Origin of the sequence: Micromonospora sp. NPDC047557, from assembly GCF_043205095.1 — a bacterium.
GTDB lineage: Bacteria > Actinomycetota > Actinomycetes > Mycobacteriales > Micromonosporaceae > Micromonospora.
Genome location: NZ_JBIDDK010000014.1, coordinates 59,757 through 81,466 on the forward strand (window position 1 = coordinate 59,757; position 21,710 = coordinate 81,466).

A 21,710-nucleotide genomic window follows, 5' to 3' on the forward strand; every position below is an offset into this window, starting at 1 on the left:
ATAACCCCCGTGCTGCTCGCCCCGTCAATAGGATGCCGTTACGACTCGCTGGGAGTTGGCGGACGACTACTCCGGGCGGACCAACGGGAAGAGGATCGTTTCCCGAATTCCGAGGCCGGTCAGGGCCATCAACAGCCGGTCGATTCCCATTCCCATACCCCCGGCCGGCGGCATTCCGTACTCCATGGCCCGGAGAAAGTCCTCGTCCAGACGCATCGCCTCGTCGTCGCCGCGGGCGGCCAGCTGCGCCTGGGCCACCAGCCGTTCCCGCTGCACCACCGGGTCGACCAGCTCGGAGTACGCGGTGCCCAGCTCGAAGCCGAGAACGTAGAGGTCCCACTTTTCGGCCAGCCCCGGCTCGCTGCGGTGCGCCCGGGTGAGCGGGCTGGTCTCCTCCGGGTAGTCGCGTACGAAGGTGGGCGCCTGCAGGCCGGGGACGACCAGTTCCTCGAACAGTTCCTCGGCGAGCTTGCCCGGGCCCCACTTCGGGTCCACGGCCAATCCCACCTTGTCCGCGTACTCCACCAGCCGGGAACGTTCGGTGCGGACCGTGACCTCCTCGCCGAGCGCCTCGGAAAGGACCCCGAACAGGGTCACCGATCGCCACTCGCCGCCCAGGTCGAACTCCCGCCCGTCGGCATGGGTCACCACCGTCGAGCCGCTGACCGCGATCGCCGCCTGTTGCACGAGATTGCGGGTCAACTCGGCCATCGTGTCGTAGTCGCCGTACGCCTGGTACGTCTCCAGCATCGCGAACTCTGGTGAGTGCGAGGAGTCGACGCCCTCATTACGGAAGTTGCGGTTGATCTCGAAGACGCGGTCCACACCACCAACGACCGCGCGCTTCAAAAACAGTTCCGGAGCGATTCGCAGATACAGATCGGTGCTCAACGCATTGCTGTGGGTCACGAAGGGTCGGGCCGCCGCGCCGCCGTGCAGGAGTTGCAGCATCGGAGTTTCCACCTCGATGAACCCCTGGCCGTGCAGTGAATCGCGCAGGCTACGCACCGCCGCCGCCCGGGTGCGGACCATCTGCCGGGCCTGCGGCCGGACGATCAGATCGACGTAGCGCTGCCGGACCCGAGCCTCCTCGGAGAGCGGCTTGTGGGCCACCGGCAGCGGCCGCAGGGCCTTGGCGGTCATCTCCCACCGCTGCGCCAGCACGGACAGCTCGCCCCGGCGGCTGGTGATCACCTCACCGGTCACGCCGACGTGGTCGCCCAGGTCGACCAGGCGCTTCCAGGCCTCCAGCCGCTCCGGACCGACCCGGTCCAGGGAGAGCATGGCCTGCAACTCGGTGCCGTCGCCGTCGCGCAGGGTGGCGAAGCAGAGCTTGCCGGTGTTGCGTACGAAGATCACCCGGCCGGTGACCGAGACCTCGTCGCCGGTGGCGGTGTCGGTGGGCAGATCCGCGTACTTCGCGCGGATCTCGGCGAGCGTGCTGGTCCGCGGAAAACCGATCGGGTACGGCTCCACGCCCTCGGCGAGCATCCGGTCCCGCTTCTCCCGGCGGACCTTCATCTGCTCGGGAAGGTCGTCGGCGGGGTCAACTGGCACGGCGTTCTGCTCGGTCACGGCACGCTTCCTCAACGAAGGATTGTCGGCGGGGTCAGGCCCGAGCGTACTCAAGCCCTCAGGTGGTCGTTACCGGATAACCTGCCCGCCATGGCGGATCACACTCAGGCCCTCTCGTTCGGCGCGGCGGCGGCCGACTACGACCGGTTTCGACCCCGCTATCCGGTGGCAGCCGTGCGGTGGGCGCTCGACGGTCTGGGCGATGCCGCCCAGGTCGTCGACCTGGGCGCCGGCACCGGCATCCTCACCCGGGGAGTGCTCGCCCTCGGCCACCAGGTGACCTCGGTCGAGCCGGACGCCAAGATGCGCGCTCAACTGGACGCCGCCACCCCTGGCGTCACCGCGCTGGCCGGCGGCGCCGAGTCGGTGCCGCTGCCCGACGGGGTCGCGGACGCCGTGGTGGTGGGGCAGGCGTACCACTGGTTCGACCGGGAGCGGGCGCACGCCGAGATCGCACGCGTGCTCCGGCGGGACGGGACGTTCGCCCCGATCTGGAACCTGCGGGACGAACGGGTCGCGTGGGTGGCCGAGCTGGGTCGGATCGCCCACCTCGGTGACAACGCCGGCGACGTCGTCGGACGGTACGAGGACTTCGGCTCCGCGTTCACACCTGTCGAGCTGGGCGAGTTCACGCACCACACGACGCTCACACCCGACGAGGTGATCGCGATGCTGCACACCCGTTCGTACTGGCTCACCGCCTCACCCGAGCGGCGCGCACGCATCGACCGGGAACTGCGCGACCTGTTCGCGGGCCATCCCGAGCTGGCCGGCCGGGAAACCGTCGACCTGCCGTACCGCACGATCGTGCTGCGGGCCCGGCGGCGCTGAAGCCCCGCACGGAGGCCGGCCCCGGCGGCGGCCGGGGTTCACAGGTTGCGGTCGTAGACCATCCGCAGGCCGATCAGCGTGATCATCGGCTCGTGGTGGGTGATGGTGCTGCACTCGTTGATCACCAGGGAGGCGAGACCGCCGGTGGCGATCACCGCCTTCACCTCGCCCAACTCCTCGGTCATCCGCTCGACGATCCGGTCCACCTGCCCGGCGAACCCGAAGTAGAGACCGGCCTGGAGGCACTCCACGGTGTTCTTGCCGATCACCGAGCGGGGCTTGGTGGCCTCGACCTTGCGCAGCTGGGCCGCGCGGGCGGCCAGCGCGTCGAAGGAGATCTCGATGCCCGGGGCGAAGGCCCCACCCAGGAACTCGCCCCGGCCGCTGATCACGTCGAAGTTGGTGGTGGTGCCGAAGTCCACCACGATCGACGGCCCGCCGTAGAGGGTGAACGCGGCGAGCGTGTTCACCACCCGGTCGGCGCCCACCTCCTTCGGATTGTCGATCGCCAGTTGCACCCCGGTCCGCACGCCCGGCTCGACGATCACGCTCGGCAGGTCGGCGTAGTAGCGGCCGAGCATGGTCCGCAGGGACCGCAGCGCGGCCGGCACCGTGGAGCAGGCGGCCACGCCGGTGATCTCGACGTTGTCCCCGGCGAGCAGGCCCCGGAACATCAGGCCCAGCTCGTCCGCCGTCGAGCGGGCATCGGTCTTGATCCGCCAGGAATGCACCAGCTTGTCGCCGTCGAAGGTCGCCAGCACGGTGTTGGTGTTTCCGATGTCGATGCAGAGCAGCACGCACGCAGCCTAGACAACGACCGTACGGGCGGGCGCGGACCGGCCGTTGGACCGTACTCTGGTCGTATCGCGACATGAGCATGGGTCAATCCACGGCGCGGCCGGACGGGGAGCGGACATGTCGGGGACGTGGTGGATGCGGGGTCGTAACACCCTGCGCCGACGCCGCCGCCACGTGCTGGTGCTGGTGGCGCTCGCCGGTGGCGCGGTCTGGATGATCGTGCAGGCGTGGCGGGCGTCCCTGCGGGAGAGCGGCAGCTTCGCCGGCGACCTCTACCTCAACATCGGCGCCGCGCTGATCATGACGCTGCTGACCTACGTCGTGCTCAACCCGCTCTTTCGGGAACTCCAGACGGTCAGCATCATCGAGCACCCGCGACTGGACCGGGACGCGCTGATCGAGCGGGTCGCCCAGTCCCGGGAGATCGTGGCGATCCTGGAGACCTGGACCAGCATGCTGGAGGGCCCGTACGCGGCCCGGTTCGTGGCCGCGCTGCGCTCCGCGCTCGCCAACGGCGCCGCCGTCAAGGTGCTGCTGCTCGACCCGGACTCCCCGGCGGTCCGCCTGCGGGGCGAGGAGCTGCGCCGGCGGGACGCCTCGGTGGCCATTCTCAACAACCTGTGGCACCTGGCCCGGCTCAGCGAGGAGCTGCCCGAGTCGGCCCGGGCCCGGCTCCAGGTCCGGGTCTACAGCGCGGCCCCCTCGGTGCAGATGTACCGCTGGGACGGCAAGGCGTTCATCTCGTTCTTCCCGGTGCAGGGCAGCACCTTCGACACCCAGCAGATCGAGGCGTTCGTCTCCACCCCGCTCGGCGAGTTCGTCGACGACCGGTTCGCCGAGCTGTGGGAGACCGCGCCGCTGGAGGATCTGGCGGCCTGCCTGACCCTGCGGCTGTGCCTGCGCCAGGCCGATCAGGACCTAGAGACCTGCGACGCGCTCTACGTACGCTCCGACGGCGACTGGTACATCGCCGGCACCGACCTGGTGCGCAACGTGGCCCGGCACGGGATGGCCGGGCTGACCGTGGTGTTGGACCGGCCCGAGGCGGCCGGCGAGGTCTTCGCCATCGGAGAGGCCGACGAGCTGCCGCCCGAGATCTACAACCGGGTGCTGGAACTCTTCCGGGCCAAGTACGGCCTCGACGGCCGGCAGGACACCGAGAGCCGGGTGATCTTCGCCCTGGCCGCCACCTCGCTGTCCACCGTCTGAGGCCGGCGGGTGCCCGGCTACTCGGTACGCAGGTCCAGCGCGATGTCCAGGATCGGCGACGAGTGGGTCAACGCGCCCACCGAGAGGAAGTCCACGCCGGTGGCCGCGTACCGGGCCGCCACCTCCAGGGTCAGCCCGCCGGTCGCCTCCAGCTCCGCCCGGTCGCCCACCGCGGTCACCGCCTCGGCCAGCACCTCCGGGGTCATGTTGTCGCAGAGCAGGAAATCGGCGCCCGCCTCCACCGCCTCCACCGCCTCGGCGACCGTGGTCACCTCGACCTGCACCGGGACCTCCGGAAACGCCTCCCGGACCCGCCGGTACGCCGCCGTGATGCCCCCGGCCGCCAGCTTGTGGTTGTCCTTGATCATGGCCACGTCGTAGAGGCCCATCCGCTTGTTGGTGCCCCCACCGGCCCGCACCGCGTACTTCTCCAGCGCCCGCAGGCCCGGCGTCGTCTTGCGGGTGTCCAGCACCATCGCCTTCGTGCCGGCCAAGGCGTCCGCCCAGGCACGCGTGTGGGTGGCCACCCCGGACATCCGGCAGAGCAGGTTGAGCGCCGTCCGCTCGGCCGTCAGCAGCAGCCGGGTCGGGCCGGTCACCGTCGCCAGCACGTCGCCGCGGGCCACCCGCTCACCGTCGCGGGCCAGCACCGACACCTCGACGGTACGACCGAAGCCGGTCACCTCGCCCACCAGCTCGAACACGGCGGCGGCCACGGCCAGCCCGGCCACCACGCCGTCGGCGCGGGCCACCAGGTCGGCGGTGTCGGTCTGCTCGGCCGGAATGGTCGCCACGCTGGTGACGTCGAGGAAATCCGGCCCCAGATCCTCGACCAGCGCGGTCTCGATCACCTGCCGCACCTGCTCCGGGTCCAGCCCGGTCGCCCGCAACGCCGCCTCCGTCGACTCGATCACGAGTTCCCCTCCCACTGCTCCGTCACCAGGCCCTGCGCCCCGACCGACCCGACCAGATGGCCCAGCCACCGTTCGTCGGCCGTCGGGAAGTCCTCCCGCCAGTGGCAACCCCGGGTCTCACCGCGGGCGTACGCCGCCGCGACCAGCGTCGACGCCACCGTGAGCAGGTTGGTCGCCTCCCAGTCGGCGGTCCGCGGTCGGCCCCGGGCGGCGCCCAGCTCGGTCAGCGTCCCGGCCGTCTCCGCCAGCGTCGCCGCGGACCGGAGCACCCCGGCGCCCCGGGTCATCGCCTGCTGGAGCGTCGGCGTCACCCCGGCCGGCAGGACCCAGCCCGCACCGCCGCGCCACGCGCCGACGTCCGCCGGTTGGGCCTGCTCGGGCAGGCCGGCCGCGATGTCGTCGGCGATCCGCCGGGAGAACACCAGCCCCTCCAGCAGCGAGTTGCTGGCCAGCCGGTTCGCGCCGTGCACACCTGTGCAGGCGACCTCGCCACAGGCGTACAGGCCGGGGATCGACGTGCGGCCGCGCAGGTCGGTGCGGACGCCGCCGGAGGCGTAGTGCGCAGCCGGGGCGACCGGGATCGGATCGGTTGCCGGGTCCACGCCGATCGCCAGGCAGGACGCCACGATGGTCGGGAACCGCCCGGCCAGAAAGTCGCCGCCCAGATGGCGGGCGTCGAGAAAGACATGGTCCGCACCGGTGGCCAGCAGCACCCGGTGGATGCCCTTGGCCACCACGTCCCGGGGGGCCAACTCGGCCAGCTCGTGCTGGCCCACCATGAACCGCTTGCCGTCGGAGTCCACCAGGTACGCGCCCTCGCCGCGCAGCGCCTCGGAGACCAGCGGCTGCTGCGCGTGCCCGGCGCCGGGCACCCCCGCGCCCGGCGGGGTGATCAGGGCGGTCGGGTGGAACTGGACGAACTCCACGTCGGTCACCGCCGCGCCGGCCCGCATCGCCAGCGCCACTCCGTCGCCGGTGGAGACCGCCGGGTTGGTGGTGGCCGCGAAGATCTGGCCCATCCCGCCGGTGGCCAGCACCACCGCCCGGGCCAGCAGCGCCCCGACGCCGTCCTCGCTGCCCTCACCGAGCACGTGCAGGGTGATTCCGCAGGCCGGACCGAGCCCGTCCGGGCCGTCGCCGGGCGCCCGCAGCAGGTCCAGCACCAGGGCGTGCTCGACCAACCGGATCCACGGGTCGCGCTGCACCGCCGCGTGCAGGGCCCGCTGCACCTCGGCGCCGGTCGCGTCCCCGCCCGCGTGCACGATCCGGTCCGCGCGGTGCCCACCCTCGCGGGTCAGCATCAACGAACCGTCGGGGTGGCGATCGAACTCGGCCCCGATCCGCATCAGCTCCCGCAGCCGGGTCGGCCCCTCCTCGACGAGCACCCGGACCGCCGCCGGGTCGCAGAGCCCCACCCCGGCGATCTCGGTGTCCCGGGCGTGCGCCGCCGGGGTGTCCGTCGGGTCGAGCACGGCGGCGATGCCACCCTGCGCCCACCGGGTCGAGCCGTCGTCAATGTTGACCTTGGTGACGACCGTGACGTGCAGGCCCGCCTCGCGCAGGTGCAACGCAGCGGTCAACCCCGCCACCCCGGAGCCCACCACGATCACGTCGGTGGTCTCCACCCAGCCGGGCTCGGGCGCGGCCAGCAGTCTGGGCAGGGCCGGCAGGTCGACCGTCGGAACGTCCATCCCACCAGTCAACCCGAACGATCCTCGCCGAGGGAGGCGGGGGCTCAACGAGTGGTTTGGGCTACCACGTCCGGCGCGGACCGTGCCGCGCCGAGCGGTCGGCCGCGCTCACTTCGTCCGCACCGGCAGCCCAGCCGGGCCCGCGCCCTTCAACGACGCGGTCACCGTACGGTCGCTCAGCCACAGGTAACAGCGGACCCCCCGGTCACCGACCCGCCAACGCCCCGCACCGGGCGGGCGCACCACAACGCCGCTGCGGAACCGCAGGTCGGAGTCGTCCGGTACGCCGACAAAGCGGCCGAGGACCGTGCGGCAGCCGGTGTAGAGGGGCGCCCAGTCGGCATCCTTGGCCGGGTACGGCCGGTCCGGCGCACGCCACACCCCGACGAACTCGGCGTCGTGCCGGCCGCCGCACTCCACCGGGACCAGCGTCTGCACGCCCCGGCCCGCCCCGGCGCGGGTCTGCTGGCAGCCCAACCGCAGCCCGGAGGCCCCCTTCAAGGCGTCCCGCAGGCTGCCCGACCGGACCACCACCGTGGCCGCCGCCTCGACCGTCGTCAGCTCGGTCAGGTCGCACCGGTACCAGCGGGAACCGGCTGCCCAGCCCGGCCCGGAGGGCAGCGCCACCGACAGCCGCAGTCGCCCGGCCCGCCAGTCGTCGCCCACGTACGCCGAGGCCCTCGTGTCGCACTCCGTGAACGCGCCGCGCAGCTCCACCGACCCGGTGGCCGGGGCGGCAGCCCGCTGGGCCGGGAACGCCCCCACGTGCACGGTCTCCACCCGGTGCGGGCCGGCGCAGTCCATGGGTTGGTAGGCGGCCAGCGTGACCACCTCGACGAAGTCAGCGGCCTGACACACCCCGACGGCCGGCGTGAACGCCATGGCCGGTGGCAGCGCCGCCCAGTCGTCGGTCAGGTCACCGTCCAGACCACCGGACCCGGCGCAGCCGACCAGCAACACTGCCGTGACGGCAGTGGCGAACAGGGTCGTCATGGCACGGCGCATCGCGGCCTCCCCCAGCCACCTACCGGCTTCCGCCAGCGTGCCCAGGGTAACCGCAAATGACCTTCCGGTGACAGACCGGAATCGACTCGCGCGAGATCAGACTCCGGACACGGCGAACGGGTTGGGCATCGGGTCGCCGGCCGTGCCCGGGGCCGCCACCGCCGGGTTCGCCCCCAGCTCGACGACCCGGTTGTCGGCGTCGACGTGCACCACCCGCGGCCGGTACGACCGGGCCTCGGCGTCGTCCATCTGCCCGTACGAGATCAGGATGACCAGGTCACCGGGGTGCACGAGGTGCGCGGCGGCGCCGTTGATGCCGATCACGCCGCTGCCCCGCTCGCCCGGGATGACGTACGTCTCCAGCCGGGCGCCGTTGGTGATGTCCACGATCGCGACCTGCTCCCCGGGGAGCAGGTCGGCGGCGTCGAGCAGGTCCTCGTCCACCGTCACCGAGCCGACGTAGTGCAGGTCGGCCTGGGTCACCGTGGCCCGGTGGATCTTCGACTTGAGCATGGTCCGCAGCATCGGGCTCGCCTTTCGCGAATGAAGTGGTGGTGGGTGCGGCCGGGTCAGGGACGAGGGGCGAGGTGGATCGCCGCGTTGTCGATCAACCGGGTGGCGCCGACCCAGGCGGCGATCACCAGCCGGGCCGGCCCGGACACCGGCCCCGGCTCCAGCTCGGGGTCGGTGAGCACCAGGTAGTCGAGCTGAGCGCCGGGCGTACCGGCGCCGAACGCGGCGTGCGCGGCGGACAGCACCTCCCCCGCGTCCAGGCCGTCGTCGGCGGCCCGGGCCCCGGCCCGCAGCGCGGCGGACAGGCTCAGCGCCGCCGCCCGCTCGGGCTCGCTCAGGTAACGGTTGCGGCTGGACAGCGCCAACCCGTCCGGCTCCCGAACGGTCGGTACGCCGATCACCTCGACCGGGACGTCCAGGTCCCGGGCCATCCGCCGCACCAGGGTGAGCTGCTGATAGTCCTTCTCGCCGAAGAAGGCCAGGTCTCCACGGGTGAGTTGGAGCAGCTTCAGGACCACGGTGAGCACGCCGTGGAAGAAGCCGGGGCGGCTCGCGCCCTCCAGCTCCCCGCCGAGCGGACCCGGGTCGAGGCGCACCCGGGGCTGGCCGTCCGGATACATGTCGGCCACCGACGGCGCGAAGACGAGGTCGGCGCCGGCCCGCCGGCACACCTCCAGGTCGGCGTCGAGGGTGCGCGGATAGCGGTCGAAGTCCTCGTTCGGCCCGAACTGCAGCGGGTTCACGAAGATCGTCACCAGCACGTGATCGGCCTGGTCCCGGGCCGCGCGCAGCAGCGTCTCGTGCCCGGAGTGCAGGGCGCCCATGGTCATCACCACGCCGACGGTGCCCTTCAACGCGGCCCGGGCCTCGGCCAACTCGGCGCGCGTGTGGACAAGCTGCGTCATGCCGCCACCTCCCGGCTCGTCCCGGCGAGCACACCGAGCAGCGGCTGCGCGTCCACCGGTCGCAGACGGCCGGCGGCGATCGCCCGGTCGGCGGTACGCCGGGCCAACGCCAGGTACGCGGGGACCGACTCCGGCGCGGTGGCGGCCAGCCGGGCCAGGTGCCGCTCGACCGTGCCCGCGTCGCCCCGGGAAACCGGACCGGTCAGCGCGTCGTCGCCGAGGCGCAGCGCGTTCTCCAGGGCGGCCCGCAGCAGTGGGGCGAGCACCTTCTCCGGGCGAGCCACGCCGGCGTCGCGCAGCCGGTCGGTCGCCTCGTTCACCAGGGTCACCAGGTGGTTCGCGCCGTGCGCGAGCGCGGCGTGGTACAGCGGGCGGTCCGCCTCGGCCACCCACTCCGGCACGCCACCGAGGTCGGTGACCAGCCGGGCGGCCAGCGGGCGCAGGTCCGCCGGGGCGGTCACCCCGTACGAGATGCCGACCAGCCGGGGCAGATCGTCCGGCGTACCGGTGAAGGTCATGGCGGGGTGCAGGGCCAGCGGCCGGGCGCCGACCGCGGCGGCCGGCGCCAGCACGGCGAGACCGTGCGCGCCCGAGGTGTGCGCGACCACCTGGCCCGGGTGCAGGGCACCCCGGTCGGCGAGGTCGGCGATCACTCCGGCCAGCGCGTCGTCCGGCACCGCGATCAGCAGCAGGTCGGCGGCGGCGCGGGCCACGGAGGTGACCGGGGTGCGGGGCACCTCGGGCAGCAGCAGGGCGAGCCGCGCGCGGCTGGTCCCGGAGTTACCGGCGACAGCCACCACCCGGTGGCCGGCGGCGGCGAGCGCGGCGCCCAGGACGGCACCGACCCGACCGGCGCCGACGACGCCGACCGTGAGCAGACGGGAGGTTGGGGCGCCGGTGACGGCGGAATCCCGCGGTGCGGCAGGCCCAAGCTGGGCGGCCGGACGCGGGCGCAGCGGTGCGCTCATGACGACGATCCAGTCCTCGAGAAGGGGTACCGGTCGATCGCAAGTATGCGCCCGCGCCACAGAGCGAGACAGGATGTGTGAAAACGTTCACCGCCGAAGCAAGGGCCTCGGCGCTGACCGGTCGGGCTCAGCCCGGGGCCGACGTGATCGCGCGTAGTTCGGTGGCCACCTCGGCGATCAGGTCGGCGAACGAGCCGCCATCGCTCTCGGGTGCGACCCAGCGGGCGAGCGCCACCCGGAAGACCATCACACCGGACTCGGTCGCCAGGGCGGCGGTCGTCTCGCTGAGGCCCTTGGCACGCAGAGCGGCGGCGACCGCGGCCGTCAGCGAGCTCGTCTTGCGCAGCTCACGCTCCTGCAACTCGGGACTACTGGCGATGATCGACTGGCGCATCCGGACCAGCTCGAGGCGGTCGGTGAAGATCTGCTCCGCCACCTGGCGGAAGGCGGCGACGACCGCCTCGAACGGCCCGGCGTCCGTCTCGGCCACCGCCTTGACCAGAACCTCCTCCAACTGCTCGCCGCCACTGAAGAGCGCCTCGCGTTTGTCGCCGAAGAGTCGGTAGAAGGTGCGCTTGTCGAGCCCGGCTCGGGCGGCGATGTCGGCGACCGTCGTCTGGTCGAAGCCGCGCTCGCGGAACAGCTCGAAGGCGGCCGCCTCCAGGCGGCCACGCGCGTCGGGTTGCCAGCGGGACATGCGGCGATGGTATCCGATGTCACGCTGCGACATTCTTTCCGACCGAGGCATGTCACATCGCGACATCGTGCGGTACGGTGATGTCACAAGGCGACATGACCACCTCACAAAGGAACCACCATGCGCGTATTCGTCACCGGTGCCTCCGGCCACCTCGGCTCCGCGGTCGTACCGAAACTGATCTCCGCCGGACACGACGTCGTCGGCCTGGCCCGCTCCGACACGTCCGCCGCCGCGATCGAGAAGCTCGGCGCCCGGGCACACCGCGGCGACCTGTCCGACCTCGACGTGCTCCGGGAAGAGGCGGCCGGCTCCGACGGGGTGGTCCACCTGGCGTTCCGCCACGACCTCCTGGTCACCGGCGACCTGGCCGGCGCCGCCGAGGTCGACCTGGCGGCTCTCACGGCACTCGCCGACGGTCTGGCCGGCTCCGGCAAGCCCCTGGTCGGCACGGGCGGGACGGCCATGCTCGTGCTGAGCGGCATCGTCGGCCGACCCGGCACCGAACACGACACCTTCCCCAACGGCGGCTACCGGATCGACGCGGACAACTTCGTGACCGGCCTCGCCGCCCGCGGCGTGCGCTCCTCCGTCGTCCGGCTCCCCATCGTGCACAGCTCGCTGGACCACGTCGGCTTCATCACCACGATCATCGCGGCGGCCCGGCAGCACGGGTACGCCGCGTACGTCGGCGAGGGGGCCAACCGCTGGCCGGCGGTGCACACGCTCGACGCGGCCGAGCTCTACCGACTCGCCCTGGAAAAGGCCCCGGCCGGTGCGCGCCTGCACGCTGTCGGCGACGCGGGAGTCCCCTTCCGGCAGATCGCCGAGGCCGTCGGCCGCAACCTCGACATCCCGGTCCGGAGCATCAGTCCCGACGAGGCCAACGACCACTTCGGCTTCCTCGGATCGTTCGTGCAGTTGGACAACCCGACGTCGTCCGCCATCACCCGCGAACTGCTGGACTGGAACCCCGCCCACCCCGACCTGATCGCCGACCTGGACGCGGGGCACTACTTCCGGGCCTGAACCACGAAGCCGACCCGGCGGGGATCGGAAGTCGTCGCACCATCGGATGGCCGTAGGGTCGGCACGGTGACGCCTCCTGAACCCGGAGTGAGCTGATGTCGATCCCCTGGCGGGACGCGATGAGCCACGCCCTCTACGGGCCGGACGGCTTCTTCGTGGCCGGCGCTGGACCAGCCGCCCACTTCCGGACCAGCGTGCACGCCTCCCCCGCCTTCGCCACCGCGCTGCTGCGCCTTCTCTCGCAGGTCGACGCAGCTCTCGGCCACCCTGCGCGGCTCGACGTGGTCGACGTCGGGGCTGGGCGAGGGGAACTCCTGCACAGCCTGCTCAGGCTCGTCGCAGCGGCACCCCCCGTCGGGGTTGCGGTGGGGGTTTCCGGGGAGCCCACCCACTCCGGGCGGTCAGGCTTGATCCCTGCGTGGGCGGGCTCCCCGGAAACCCTGACTTCCACGGCCTCCGTCCGTCGGTCGCCCGACGATCCGCCGTTGGTCGCCGATCGTCCGCCGCTCGCGGAACGCATCCGCTTCACAGCAGTCGAGTACGCCCACCGCCCGGAGAACCTGCCCGAAGAGATCAACTGGGCCGCTGAGATCCCCGACGAGATCAACGGACTGTTGATCGCTACCGAATGGTTGGACAACGTCCCGCTGGACGTGGCGGTGCACACCGGCGACGGCTGGCGATATGTACTGGTCGACTCCGACAGCGGCGTGGAGACGATCGGCGAACCGATCAGCCCCGACGACCTCGACTGGCTGACGACGTGGTGGCCCAGTCCCGCGAGCCCTCGCGGTGCGGACCGTGCCCTGACTGGTGGTTCAACCTCGACTGATGGGACAAGCGGAAGCGAGTCGGGGGGGGGGGGGGGGGGGGGGGGGGGGGGGGGGGGGGGGGGGCGGCCGCGCGCGCGGGGGGGGGGGGCGGCCCCCCCCCCCCCCCCCCCCCCACCCCCCCCCCCCCCCCCCCCCCCCCCCGCCCCCCCCCCCGCGCCCGCCCGCGCCCCCCCCCGCCGGCCCCGCCCCCCGCCGCGCGCCCCCCCGCCCCCCGCCCGCCCCCCCCCCGCGCGCCCCCCCCCCCCCCCCCCCCCCCCCCCCCCCCCCCCCCGGCGGCGCGGTCAGGGAGGCTGGGACGATGAGCGACACCACCGCCCTGACCGCCGACCGCATCCTCGACACCGCCGAGGAGGTGCTGCGCCGGTACGGCCCGGCGAAGGCCACCGTGCTGGACGTCGCGCGCGCGCTGGGCGTCAGCCACGGCAGCGTCTACCGGCACTTCGCCAGCAAGGCCGCGCTGCGCGAGGCGGTGGCCGAACGCTGGCTGGCCCGGGTCTCCACCCCGCTGATCGACGTCGCCACCGGCACCGATTCGGCCCCCCAGCGGTTGCGTCGGTGGCTGGCCGAGCTGAGCGGCACCAAGCGGCGGATGGCCCGGGAGGACCCGGAGCTGTTCGACAACTTCCACCAGCTCGCCACGCTCTCCGAGGGGGCGGTCGCCAACCACCTGGAGGTTCTCGCCGGTCAGCTCAGCCTGATCGTCGCGGACGGAGTGGCCGCCGGCGACTTCACCGTGCCGGACCCGGCGGTGGCCGGCCGTGCGCTGTTGCAGGCCACCGCCCGGTTCCACCACCCGTCGCACCGGACGGAGTGGAACGAGCCCGGCCTCGACGACGATCTGGCCGCGGTGGTCGCGCTGCTCCTCGACGGCCTGCGAGCCCGCTCACGCTGACGCCGGGCCGGCCGCCCAGCCGCACGGGGCCGTCGATCGTCAGGCGGGGACGGCGGCCAGCAGCCGGTCGCGCAACACAGCCGCACGGTCGGCGAACCCGCGCTGCGCCGCCGCGTACTCCGCCCGGCCCTCGGCGGTCTCCACCCGTACCGGCGGGTGACCGAGCGCCGCCAGGTCGTACGGGCTGGCCCGCATGTCCAACGTGCGGATCTCCCGGGCCAGCTCGAAACAGTCCGCGACCAGCTCGGAGGGCACCAGCGGCGACAGCTTGTACGCCCACTTGTAGAGATCCATGTTGGCGTGCAGACAGCCCGGCTGCTCGTGCGCGTGCTGCGTCTCCCGGGTCGGGGTGAGCAGGTTCAACGGCCGGGCCGGCGGGGTGAAGAACCGGAACGCGTCGAAGTGGCTGCACCGCACCCCGCGCTCCTCGACGACCGCGGCGGTCCGCTCCGGATCCAACCGCAACGGCCAGGCGTTGTGCCGCAGTTCCTCGCGGGTCTGCCGGTACACCATCGCCCACTCGTGCATCCCGAAGCAGCCGAAGTGCGCCGGTCGTCCGGCCGTGGCCGCCAACAGCGAGCGGATCCACGCGATCGACTCGCCGCGCCGCCCGCGTACCGCCTCGGTGTCGAGGGTGACCCCGGCGGCGGTGGCGCGGTAGTCCCGGCCGAACTCGGCCGGGTCCGCGTCGCGCAGCTCGACCCCCGCGCCCGGGTGCCAGCGGCGCAGCTGCGCCGGCCGGTGCGAGTAGTACGTGAACAGAAAGTCGGCCACCGGGTGCCGCTCACCCCGACGTCGGCGGGCCAGGTGCGGCGTCAGCCACCCGTCCACCCGCTCCTCGTGGGCCCGGCGGCGCTCATGCCAGGCCGCCACGTCGAGCACGGCGGGGGCGAGGGCGGCGGTCACGGACCCCAGGGTACGACCGCCGCCCCGCCGCCGGTCAGGGCATGTGCACCCGGACGCCGGCGGAGAACACGCCGCTGCGCAGCTCCAGCTGCTGGGGCGGGTCCCTCCCATCCACGGTGAACACCAGCGGGAGCACCACCCGACTGCCCGCGGCCACCGGGTTGGCGAAGACGTCCCGACCCAGGTTGGCCGCCCGGGTGGCCGGCTCGTCCGTGCTCACCCAGCGGCCACCCGGCAGGTAGGCGCGTTGCAGCTGGCCGTGCCAGGGTTGCTGGGTGCCGGTGACGTTGCGCACACCAACGGTGGCCTGGCAGCGCCGACTCCCGGCGGGTGCCGCGCCGGTCCCGCTGGCCGCGTCCGCCGCGCCACAGGTCATCCGGTAGACGGTGAACTCGAACGCGGACTCCTTCAGCGGCACGCCCACCGGCCCGGAGACCCCGGTGCCCATCCACGCCCCGCTGGTCGGCTGCTTCTGGGTGTCGATCGACGACACCTGCCGGGTCGCCGTCCAACCGGCCGTGCCGATCACGCCCGCCAGCACCACCACCGCCGCGCCGACCAGCAGCCAGACCGGCGGCGTACGCCGACGTCGGCGCGGGCCGGGAGTCGCCGGACGTGGATAGACCGTCCCGCGTCCATCGTCCGGCGTCGCGTTGGTGGCCAGGGCGGCGGCGGTCACCCGCCGCCCGCGCCGTCCGCGCCGTCGACGCCACACCCACGCCACGAGGGCGCCGAGCAGCAGCAGAACGCCCAACCCGGCCAGCAGCACCGGATACCGCCGCCAGGGCGGCGCCTCGGTGACCTTGGCCGCCGGAGCTGCGGCCCCCTGCCAGGTGGCGGTGGCGCAGTCGTACGGCCGGCTGCCGTCACTCGTGAACGCGCAGGCCGGCGCCGCCAGCGGCTGCCCCGGCGCGACCGCGGTCAGCGCGGTGCCCAGCGTGGTGGTGCTGTGCGCGGGCAGCCGCAACCGCCAGGTCACCTCGGCCGTGGACCCGGCGGAGCGGCTGGACCGCCCGCCCCCGCTGATCGCGGTGGGCGACGACCCGGACGGCAACTCCTGGCGCACCGTCGTGTCGAGCGGCGAGTTGCCCACATTGCGGACGTGGATCCGGTACCGCGGTGCCGGGCTGCTCTCCGACGCGACCGCCACCGTGACCGGAGGCGGGGGCGCGGACATCGGCACCCGCGACGGCGGTGCCACCGCCGGTGGCGCCGAGGGCGGGGTGGGCTCCGCGCTCGCCGCCACGGGCACCCGCGCGGCCACCGCCACCGCCGGCGGCGACGGGCTGACGGACGCGGGCGGCGTCACCGCCGTCGCTCCGGGCGCTGGTGCCGTCGGACGTGGCGTCGGCGCGGCTGGTCGTGGCACGGGCGCGGCTGGTTGTGGCGTGGCGGCCGCTGGTCGTTGCGCGACCGCCGCCTCCGGGGCCGCCGCGGGCAGGGCCGGCACGGCGGCGAGGATGCCGAGGCAGTGTACGAACACCGCGAGGGCTCTGTGGTGTCGTGTCGATGCAGGCATACGAACGAACCTCCGGAGCCGACGCTAGGGGTGCGCGCCCTCCGTGCGGGTACGAAGTCGAGAAACCCGCCCCGGCGGCCCAGACCTGCGCTAAGGTGCCGCGACGCTGACGGGTTGCGCACACCCGGCGGGCCGTTGTGGCCGGTGAACGGGCCGGCGGGGCTAGATTGGCCGAGTGCGTATCGCTCGTTTCGCTCATGCCAAGGGAATGTCGTTCGGAGCCGTCGAGGGCGAACCGGAGGCCGGGCCGCAGGGCCTGACCATCGCCGAGATCGAGGGTCACCCGTTCGGCCAACTCTCCTTCAGTGGGGCCCGCTGGGCCCTCTCCGACGTCCGGCTGCTCTCGCCGATCCTGCCCAGCAAGGTGGTCTGCGTGGGCCGCAACTACGCCGACCACGCCGCCGAGCTCGGCAACGAGGTGCCCAAGGAGCCGTTGCTCTTCCTCAAGCCGTCCACCTCGGTGATCGGTCCCCGGGACGCCATCCGGTTGCCGATCTTCTCCAAGCAGGTCGAGCACGAGGCGGAGTTGGCGGTCGTGATCGGCGCGCCGGGCGCCCGCCGGGCCGACCGGGCCGCCGCCGAACGTGCCATCTTCGGCTACACCTGCGCCAACGACGTGACCGCCCGGGACCTGCAGCGCTCGGACGGGCAGTGGACCCGCGCCAAGGGCTTCGACTCGTTCTGCCCGATCGGTCCGTGGATCACCACCGGGCTGGACGTCTCCGACCTGGAGATCCGCTGTGAGGTGGGTCGCAACCCCGACGAGATGGAGGTGCGCCAGCTCGGCCGGACGAAGGACATGGTCTTCGACGTGGCCGGCCTGGTGTCGTACATCTCGCACGTGATGACCCTGCTGCCCGGCGACGTGGTGCTCACCGGCACTCCGGCGGGGGTTAGCCCTCTCGTCGAGGGGGATACGGTCACCGTGCGGATCGAGGGCATCGGCGAGCTCAGCAACCCGGTGGTTCCCGTCGCCTGATCCGTCCGATGCCCCTGTTTCCGCAGCTCACGGGTGGTTCGGGGGGATCGGATTTGGCCTGTCGGCACCGGGAGGGTAATGTTCACTCCCGGCGCCGCAAGGGGCCAATGGGGTATGGGGTAATTGGCAGCCCGACTGATTCTGGTTCAGTTAGTCTAGGTTCGAGTCCTGGTACCCCAGCGCAGCTGGGATTCGCGAGAATCCCGGACGCTGGATTCTGACGGAGTTCGACTCCGCCCCTGAAGGGGCGGAGAGTGGCCTCTGGTAGAGTGCAGCTCCTCCGCCCGCGAGGGTGGGGGAGCGAAAGTGGTTCTGGCCCCGTCGTCTAGCGGCCCAGGACGCCGCCCTCTCAAGGCGGTAGCGCCGGTTCGAATCCGGTCGGGGCTACATCTGTGCACAACCCGTCTCACCTCGGTGGGGCGGGTTGTTTCGTTGGTGCGCACGGCCGTCCACGGTGCCCAGACCCCACGCTCGCCCCACCGGACGGTGCCGCTAGACTACAGCGGCACCGCCTGTGAGGGCGGTGAACAGGAAGTTCTGGCCCCGTCGTCTAGCGGCCCAGGACGCCGCCCTCTCAAGGCGGTAGCGCCGGTTCGAATCCGGTCGGGGCTACAGATCAAAGGCTCACCTCGCTCCGCGAGGTGAGCCTTTCCCGTTCCCACCCCCACCCCCACCCGCCCGGCCCGGCCCTCGCCCCGGCCTCCCAACTCCCCGTTGATCATGAAGTTATTGCCCTCCGCCACGGCGTGTCCGGGCAATAATTTCATGATCAACGCAGGCAAGGTGGGGCGAGGGCTGGGGTGGGGGTTAGAGGCCGGAGAGGCGTTGGCCGGCTCTGACGACGGCCATGGCGTGGCGTTCGCCGGGGCGGCGGCCCAGACGTTCGATCGGGCCCGAGATGCTGACCGAGGCGATCACGCGGCCGGTGCGGTCGCGGATCGGGGCGGAGACGCTCGCCACACCGGCCTCCCGTTCGGCCACGCTCTGCGCCCAGCCGCGGCGGCGGACCTCGGCCAGGGTGCGGCCGGTGAACTTGCTGCGCGGCAGCAGCGGCATCACCGCCTCCGGCGGCTCCCAGGCGAGCAGGATCTGGGCCGCCGAGCCGGCCGTCATCGGCAGCACCGAGCCGACCGGAACGGTGTCCCGCAGGCCGCTGGCGCGCTCCGCCGCCGCCACGCAGATCCGCTCGTCGGCGCGGCGCAGGTAGAGCTGCGCGCTCTCGCCGGTGGCGTCGCGTAGCGCGGCCAGCAGCGGCTCAGCGGCGGTCAGCAGGACGTCCGGAGCGGCGTTTGCCAGCTCGCCCAGCCGGGGCCCGGGACGCCAGCGCCCCTGGGTGTCCCGGACCAGCATCCGATGGATCTCCAGTGCCTGTGCCAGCCGGTGCGCGGTGGCCCGGGGCAGCTTCGTGCGTTCAACGAGTTCGGCAAGGCTGGCGCCGTCGACACAGGCGGCCAGGATGACCACCGCCTTGTCGAGAACGCCGACACCGCTCATACTGTGTCCCACAAGCCGAAACTTACCTCCCAGAATTTAGGATGTCCAGATGGTGGGAGTCACTCCTGAGCCGAGGACCCTGGCCGAGAAGGTCTGGGACGCGCACGTCGTACGGTCCGCCGCTGGTGAGCCGGACCTGCTCTTCATCGACCTGCACCTGCTGCACGAGGTGACCAGCCCGCAGGCGTTCGACGGGCTGCGGCTCGCCGGGCGCCGGGTGCGCCGTACCGACCTGACCCTCGCGACCGAGGACCACAACACCCCGACCGGGTACGCCGATCCGGCGTTCCGGCTCCGCCGCGGTGACCTGCTCACCATCGCGGACCCGACATCGCGTACGCAGATCGAGACGCTGCGCCGCAACTGCGCCGAGTTCGGCGTGCGGCTGCACCCGCTCGGCGACGAGAACCAGGGCATCGTGCACGTCATCGGCCCGCAGCTCGGGGTCACCCAGCCCGGCATGACGATCGTGTGTGGCGACTCGCACACCGCCACCCACGGCGCGTTCGGCGCGCTCGCCTTCGGCATCGGCACCAGCGAGGTGGAGCACGTGCTGGCCACCCAGACGCTGCCGCAGAGCCGGCCGAAGACCATGGCCGTCAACGTCACCGGCCAGCTCGCCCCCGGCGTCACCGCCAAGGACCTGGTGCTCGCGCTGATCGCCCAGGTCGGCACCGGTGGTGGGCGCGGGCACATCGTCGAGTACCGCGGCGACGCCATCCAGGCCCTCTCCATGGAGGGGCGGATGACCATCGCCAACATGTCCATCGAGTGGGGTGCCAAGGCCGGCATGATCGCGCCGGACGAGACGACCTTCGCGTACCTCAAGGGTCGGCCGAACGCGCCGCAGGGCGCCGACTGGGACGCGGCGCTCACCTGGTGGCGGACGCTGCCCACCGACGAGGGCGCGCGCTTCGACGCCGAGGTCACCCTGGACGCCAGCCGGATCACGCCGTTCGTCACGTGGGGCACCAACCCCGGGCAGGGCGCGCCGTTGAGCGCGCCGGTGCCCGACCCGGAGGAGTTCACCACCGACTCGGAGCGCGCTGCCGCCCGCCGTGCGCTGGAGTACATGGATCTGCGCCCCGGCACCCCGCTGCGGGAGCTGCCCATCGACGTGGTCTTCGTGGGTTCCTGCACGAACGGCCGCCTGGAGGATCTGCGGGCCGCGGCTGACGTGCTGCGGGGCCACCGGGTCGCCGACTCCGTCCGGATGCTCGTGGTGCCCGGCTCCGCCGCCGTCCGGGAGGCCGCCGAGGCCGAGGGGCTGGACAAGGTCTTCGCCGACGCCGGCGCCGAGTGGCGGTTCGCCGGCTGCTCGATGTGCCTGGGCATGAACCCCGACACGCTCAAGCCCGGCGAGCGCTCCGCGTCCACCTCCAACCGCAACTTCGAGGGCCGGCAGGGCCGGGGCGGTCGTACCCACCTGGTCTCCCCGCCGGTCGCCGCCGCCACCGCCGTGGTCGGGCGGCTGGCCGCCCCCGCCGATCTGTAGAAGGGACTTCAGGAGATGGACAAGTTCACCACCCACACCGGCACCGCCGTGCCGCTGCGCCGGTCCAACGTGGACACGGATCAGATCATCCCGGCCGTGTACCTCAAGAGGGTGACCCGCACCGGCTTCGCCGACGGGCTGTTCAACGCCTGGCGGGAAGACCCGGCATTCGTGCTCAACGATGAATCCTATTCCGGCGCGTCGATCCTCATCGCCGGTCCCGAGTTCGGCACCGGCTCCTCCCGGGAGCACGCCGTCTGGGCGCTACGGGACTGGGGCTTCCGCGCCGTGGTGGCCCCGCGCTTTGGTGACATCTTCCGTGGCAACGCACTCAAGGAGGGCCTGCTGCCGGTCGAGTTGGAATTGAAAGCCGTCGAGGAGTTGTGGGATCTCGTCGAGGCCGACCCGACCACTCCGGTGACCGTCGATCTGACCGCCCGACAGCTCCGGGCCGGGGACGCGACCTGGTCGTTCCCGCTGGACGACTTCAGCCGGTGGCGGCTGTTGGAGGGCCTGGACGACATTGGACTCACCCTCCGGCACGCCGATGACATCGCCTCCTACGAGGCGTCTCGACTGCCGTTCCTGCCCTCGGTGGCATAGCCGTACGTCCACCCGCACAGCGGATTTCGCCCTCACCGGTCCAACCGGTGGGGGCGAATCCGTTACGACACAAGGGCTTTTTTCCGCCGAATGTTTGTGTCCAGGCACTACAGGGCATACGGTGCGCGCAGAATGGCTCGCGTCGAGTCAGTTGCACAATCGGGAGGAAGTCGTGAACAAGGCCGAGCTCATCGAGGCGCTCGCCGTTCGCCTGGGGGACCGGAAGACGGCGACGGCCGCGCTCGACGCGGTCCTCACTGAGGTCCAGGCGGCGGTCACCAAGGGCGAGAAGGTGGCGATCACTGGATTCGGAGCATTCGAAAAGCGTGTGCGTGGCGCACGAACAGCGCGCAACCCGCGTACCGGCGAGGCGGTGAAGGTCAAGAAGACGTCCGTCCCGACCTTCCGCCCCGGCGCCGGGTTCAAGGAGATGGTGGCCAGCGGCAAGGTGCCGAAGGCCACGGTGGCGGCGAAGAAGACCGCCGCCACCACGGCCAAGACCGCCGGCACCAAGGCGGCGGGCACCAAGGCCACCGCCACCAAGGCGGCCAGCAAGAAGACCGCCCCGGCCAAGGCGAGCAAGACCACCACGGCGACCAAGACGGCCGCCAGCAAGAAGACCGCCCCGGCCAAGGCGAGCAAGACCACCACGGCGACCAAGACGGCCGCCAGCAAGAAGACCGCCCCGGCGAAGAAGAGCGCCGCGGCGACCAAGTCCACCGCGGCGAAGAAGACCACCGCGGCGGCGAGCAAGAGCACGGCGGCCAAGAAGGCGCCGGCGAAGAAGGCTCCGGCCAAGAAGGCGGCCAGCAGGCGCTGACCAACTGCTCGCCCAAAGGGCGTCCACCCTCGCG

20 protein-coding genes, 3 tRNA genes and 1 pseudogene are annotated in these 21,710 nt (G+C 72.5%); 12 read left to right on the forward strand and 12 right to left on the reverse strand.

All coding sequences use genetic code 11. The features are described 5' to 3' along the window. Positions 1–66: 66 nt before the first annotated feature. Positions 67–1,575: a lysine--tRNA ligase gene (gene lysS, locus ACGGAQ_RS26390; protein WP_393053559.1), complete on the reverse strand. Its 1,509-nt coding sequence runs from the start codon at positions 1,573–1,575 to the stop codon at positions 67–69. Between the two features lie 90 nt (positions 1,576–1,665). On the opposite strand from lysS, the gene ACGGAQ_RS26395 reads away from it, so the two are divergent. Then, complete coding sequence (locus tag ACGGAQ_RS26395) at positions 1,666–2,406, forward strand: class I SAM-dependent methyltransferase (protein ID WP_393053562.1); 741 nt, start codon at positions 1,666–1,668, stop codon at positions 2,404–2,406. A 38-nt stretch (positions 2,407–2,444) separates the two neighbouring features. Here ACGGAQ_RS26395 and ACGGAQ_RS26400 read toward each other — a convergent pair whose 3' ends face one another. Then, entirely contained in the window at positions 2,445–3,203 is a 759-nt protein-coding gene (locus tag ACGGAQ_RS26400) for a type III pantothenate kinase (protein WP_234587497.1), read from the reverse strand. 118 nt (positions 3,204–3,321) lie between these two features. Here ACGGAQ_RS26400 and ACGGAQ_RS26405 point away from each other — a divergent pair, with 118 nt between their 5' ends. Then, positions 3,322–4,413, forward strand: coding sequence for a hypothetical protein (locus tag ACGGAQ_RS26405; protein ID WP_393053565.1), 1,092 nt, complete (start codon positions 3,322–3,324; stop codon positions 4,411–4,413). Positions 4,414–4,430: 17 nt separating this feature from the next. Here the strand turns inward: ACGGAQ_RS26405 and nadC are convergent, their stop codons facing one another. The 7 genes from nadC to ACGGAQ_RS26440 form a co-directional block, all read right to left on the reverse strand. After that, positions 4,431–5,327, reverse strand: coding sequence for a carboxylating nicotinate-nucleotide diphosphorylase (gene nadC / locus ACGGAQ_RS26410; RefSeq protein ID WP_393053568.1), 897 nt, complete (start codon positions 5,325–5,327; stop codon positions 4,431–4,433). After that, the gene (locus ACGGAQ_RS26415; RefSeq protein ID WP_393053571.1) at positions 5,324–7,018 is read right to left on the reverse strand and encodes an L-aspartate oxidase; all 1,695 of its coding nucleotides are present in this window, start codon (positions 7,016–7,018) and stop codon (positions 5,324–5,326) included. Before ACGGAQ_RS26415 ends, nadC begins: the two co-directional genes overlap by 4 nt. A 108-nt stretch (positions 7,019–7,126) precedes the next feature. Continuing rightward, positions 7,127–8,023 (reverse strand): septum formation family protein, encoded by an 897-nt coding sequence (locus ACGGAQ_RS26420; RefSeq protein ID WP_393053574.1) that lies wholly within the window; start codon positions 8,021–8,023, stop codon positions 7,127–7,129. A gap of 96 nt (positions 8,024–8,119) precedes the next feature. After that, a complete protein-coding gene (panD, locus tag ACGGAQ_RS26425; protein WP_393053577.1) occupies positions 8,120–8,548 on the reverse strand; it encodes an aspartate 1-decarboxylase in 429 nt (142 codons plus the stop codon). Positions 8,549–8,592: 44 nt separating this feature from the next. Continuing rightward, positions 8,593–9,441 carry a pantoate--beta-alanine ligase gene (gene panC, locus ACGGAQ_RS26430; protein ID WP_393053580.1) on the reverse strand — a complete coding sequence of 283 codons (849 nt, stop codon included), beginning with the start codon at positions 9,439–9,441 and terminating at the stop codon, positions 8,593–8,595. After that, the gene (locus tag ACGGAQ_RS26435; RefSeq protein WP_393053583.1) at positions 9,438–10,409 is read right to left on the reverse strand and encodes a Rossmann-like and DUF2520 domain-containing protein; all 972 of its coding nucleotides are present in this window, start codon (positions 10,407–10,409) and stop codon (positions 9,438–9,440) included. The genes panC and ACGGAQ_RS26435 overlap by 4 nt, the downstream gene beginning before the upstream one ends. Before the next feature lie 127 nt (positions 10,410–10,536). Next, positions 10,537–11,106 carry a TetR family transcriptional regulator gene (locus tag ACGGAQ_RS26440; RefSeq protein ID WP_393053585.1) on the reverse strand — a complete coding sequence of 190 codons (570 nt, stop codon included), beginning with the start codon at positions 11,104–11,106 and terminating at the stop codon, positions 10,537–10,539. Positions 11,107–11,226: 120 nt separating this feature from the next. On the opposite strand from ACGGAQ_RS26440, the gene ACGGAQ_RS26445 reads away from it, so the two are divergent. The 3 genes and pseudogenes from ACGGAQ_RS26445 (at position 11,227) to ACGGAQ_RS26455 (ending at position 13,860) form a co-directional block, all read left to right on the forward strand. Then, complete coding sequence (locus ACGGAQ_RS26445; RefSeq protein ID WP_393053587.1) at positions 11,227–12,135, forward strand: SDR family oxidoreductase; 909 nt, start codon at positions 11,227–11,229, stop codon at positions 12,133–12,135. A gap of 95 nt (positions 12,136–12,230) precedes the next feature. After that, positions 12,231–12,950 (forward strand): annotated as a pseudogene (locus tag ACGGAQ_RS26450) (SAM-dependent methyltransferase); the annotation flags it as partial. A 316-nt stretch (positions 12,951–13,266) separates the two neighbouring features. Further along, complete coding sequence (locus ACGGAQ_RS26455) at positions 13,267–13,860, forward strand: TetR family transcriptional regulator (protein WP_393053590.1); 594 nt, start codon at positions 13,267–13,269, stop codon at positions 13,858–13,860. A 39-nt stretch (positions 13,861–13,899) separates the two neighbouring features. Here ACGGAQ_RS26455 and ACGGAQ_RS26460 read toward each other — a convergent pair whose 3' ends face one another. After that, positions 13,900–14,766, reverse strand: coding sequence for a 3-methyladenine DNA glycosylase (locus ACGGAQ_RS26460; RefSeq protein WP_393053593.1), 867 nt, complete (start codon positions 14,764–14,766; stop codon positions 13,900–13,902). 34 nt (positions 14,767–14,800) lie between these two features. Then, positions 14,801–16,285 carry a hypothetical protein gene (locus ACGGAQ_RS26465; protein ID WP_393053596.1) on the reverse strand — a complete coding sequence of 495 codons (1,485 nt, stop codon included), beginning with the start codon at positions 16,283–16,285 and terminating at the stop codon, positions 14,801–14,803. Positions 16,286–16,460: 175 nt separating this feature from the next. On the opposite strand from ACGGAQ_RS26465, the gene ACGGAQ_RS26470 reads away from it, so the two are divergent. The 4 genes from ACGGAQ_RS26470 (at position 16,461) to ACGGAQ_RS26485 (ending at position 17,876) form a co-directional block, all read left to right on the forward strand. Then, positions 16,461–17,264, forward strand: coding sequence for a fumarylacetoacetate hydrolase family protein (locus ACGGAQ_RS26470; RefSeq protein ID WP_234591312.1), 804 nt, complete (start codon positions 16,461–16,463; stop codon positions 17,262–17,264). A gap of 108 nt (positions 17,265–17,372) precedes the next feature. Then, positions 17,373–17,444 (forward strand) — tRNA-Gln (locus ACGGAQ_RS26475). 134 nt (positions 17,445–17,578) lie between these two features. Beyond that, positions 17,579–17,651 (forward strand) — tRNA-Glu (locus ACGGAQ_RS26480). A 152-nt stretch (positions 17,652–17,803) separates the two neighbouring features. Continuing rightward, a tRNA-Glu gene (locus tag ACGGAQ_RS26485) sits at positions 17,804–17,876 on the forward strand. 195 nt (positions 17,877–18,071) lie between these two features. Here ACGGAQ_RS26485 and ACGGAQ_RS26490 read toward each other — a convergent pair. Continuing rightward, positions 18,072–18,758, reverse strand: coding sequence for an IclR family transcriptional regulator (locus ACGGAQ_RS26490; RefSeq protein WP_007456408.1), 687 nt, complete (start codon positions 18,756–18,758; stop codon positions 18,072–18,074). 49 nt (positions 18,759–18,807) lie between these two features. On the opposite strand from ACGGAQ_RS26490, the gene leuC reads away from it, so the two are divergent. The 3 genes from leuC (at position 18,808) to ACGGAQ_RS26505 (ending at position 21,676) form a co-directional block, all read left to right on the forward strand. Continuing rightward, positions 18,808–20,253, forward strand: coding sequence for a 3-isopropylmalate dehydratase large subunit (gene leuC / locus ACGGAQ_RS26495; RefSeq protein ID WP_393053601.1), 1,446 nt, complete (start codon positions 18,808–18,810; stop codon positions 20,251–20,253). 15 nt (positions 20,254–20,268) lie between these two features. Further along, a complete protein-coding gene (gene leuD / locus ACGGAQ_RS26500; protein WP_354860107.1) occupies positions 20,269–20,856 on the forward strand; it encodes a 3-isopropylmalate dehydratase small subunit in 588 nt (195 codons plus the stop codon). Between the two features lie 172 nt (positions 20,857–21,028). Then, positions 21,029–21,676, forward strand: a complete 648-nt coding sequence (locus tag ACGGAQ_RS26505; protein WP_393053604.1) for an HU family DNA-binding protein — start codon at positions 21,029–21,031, stop codon at positions 21,674–21,676. The last annotated feature ends 34 nt before the right edge of the window (positions 21,677–21,710 follow it).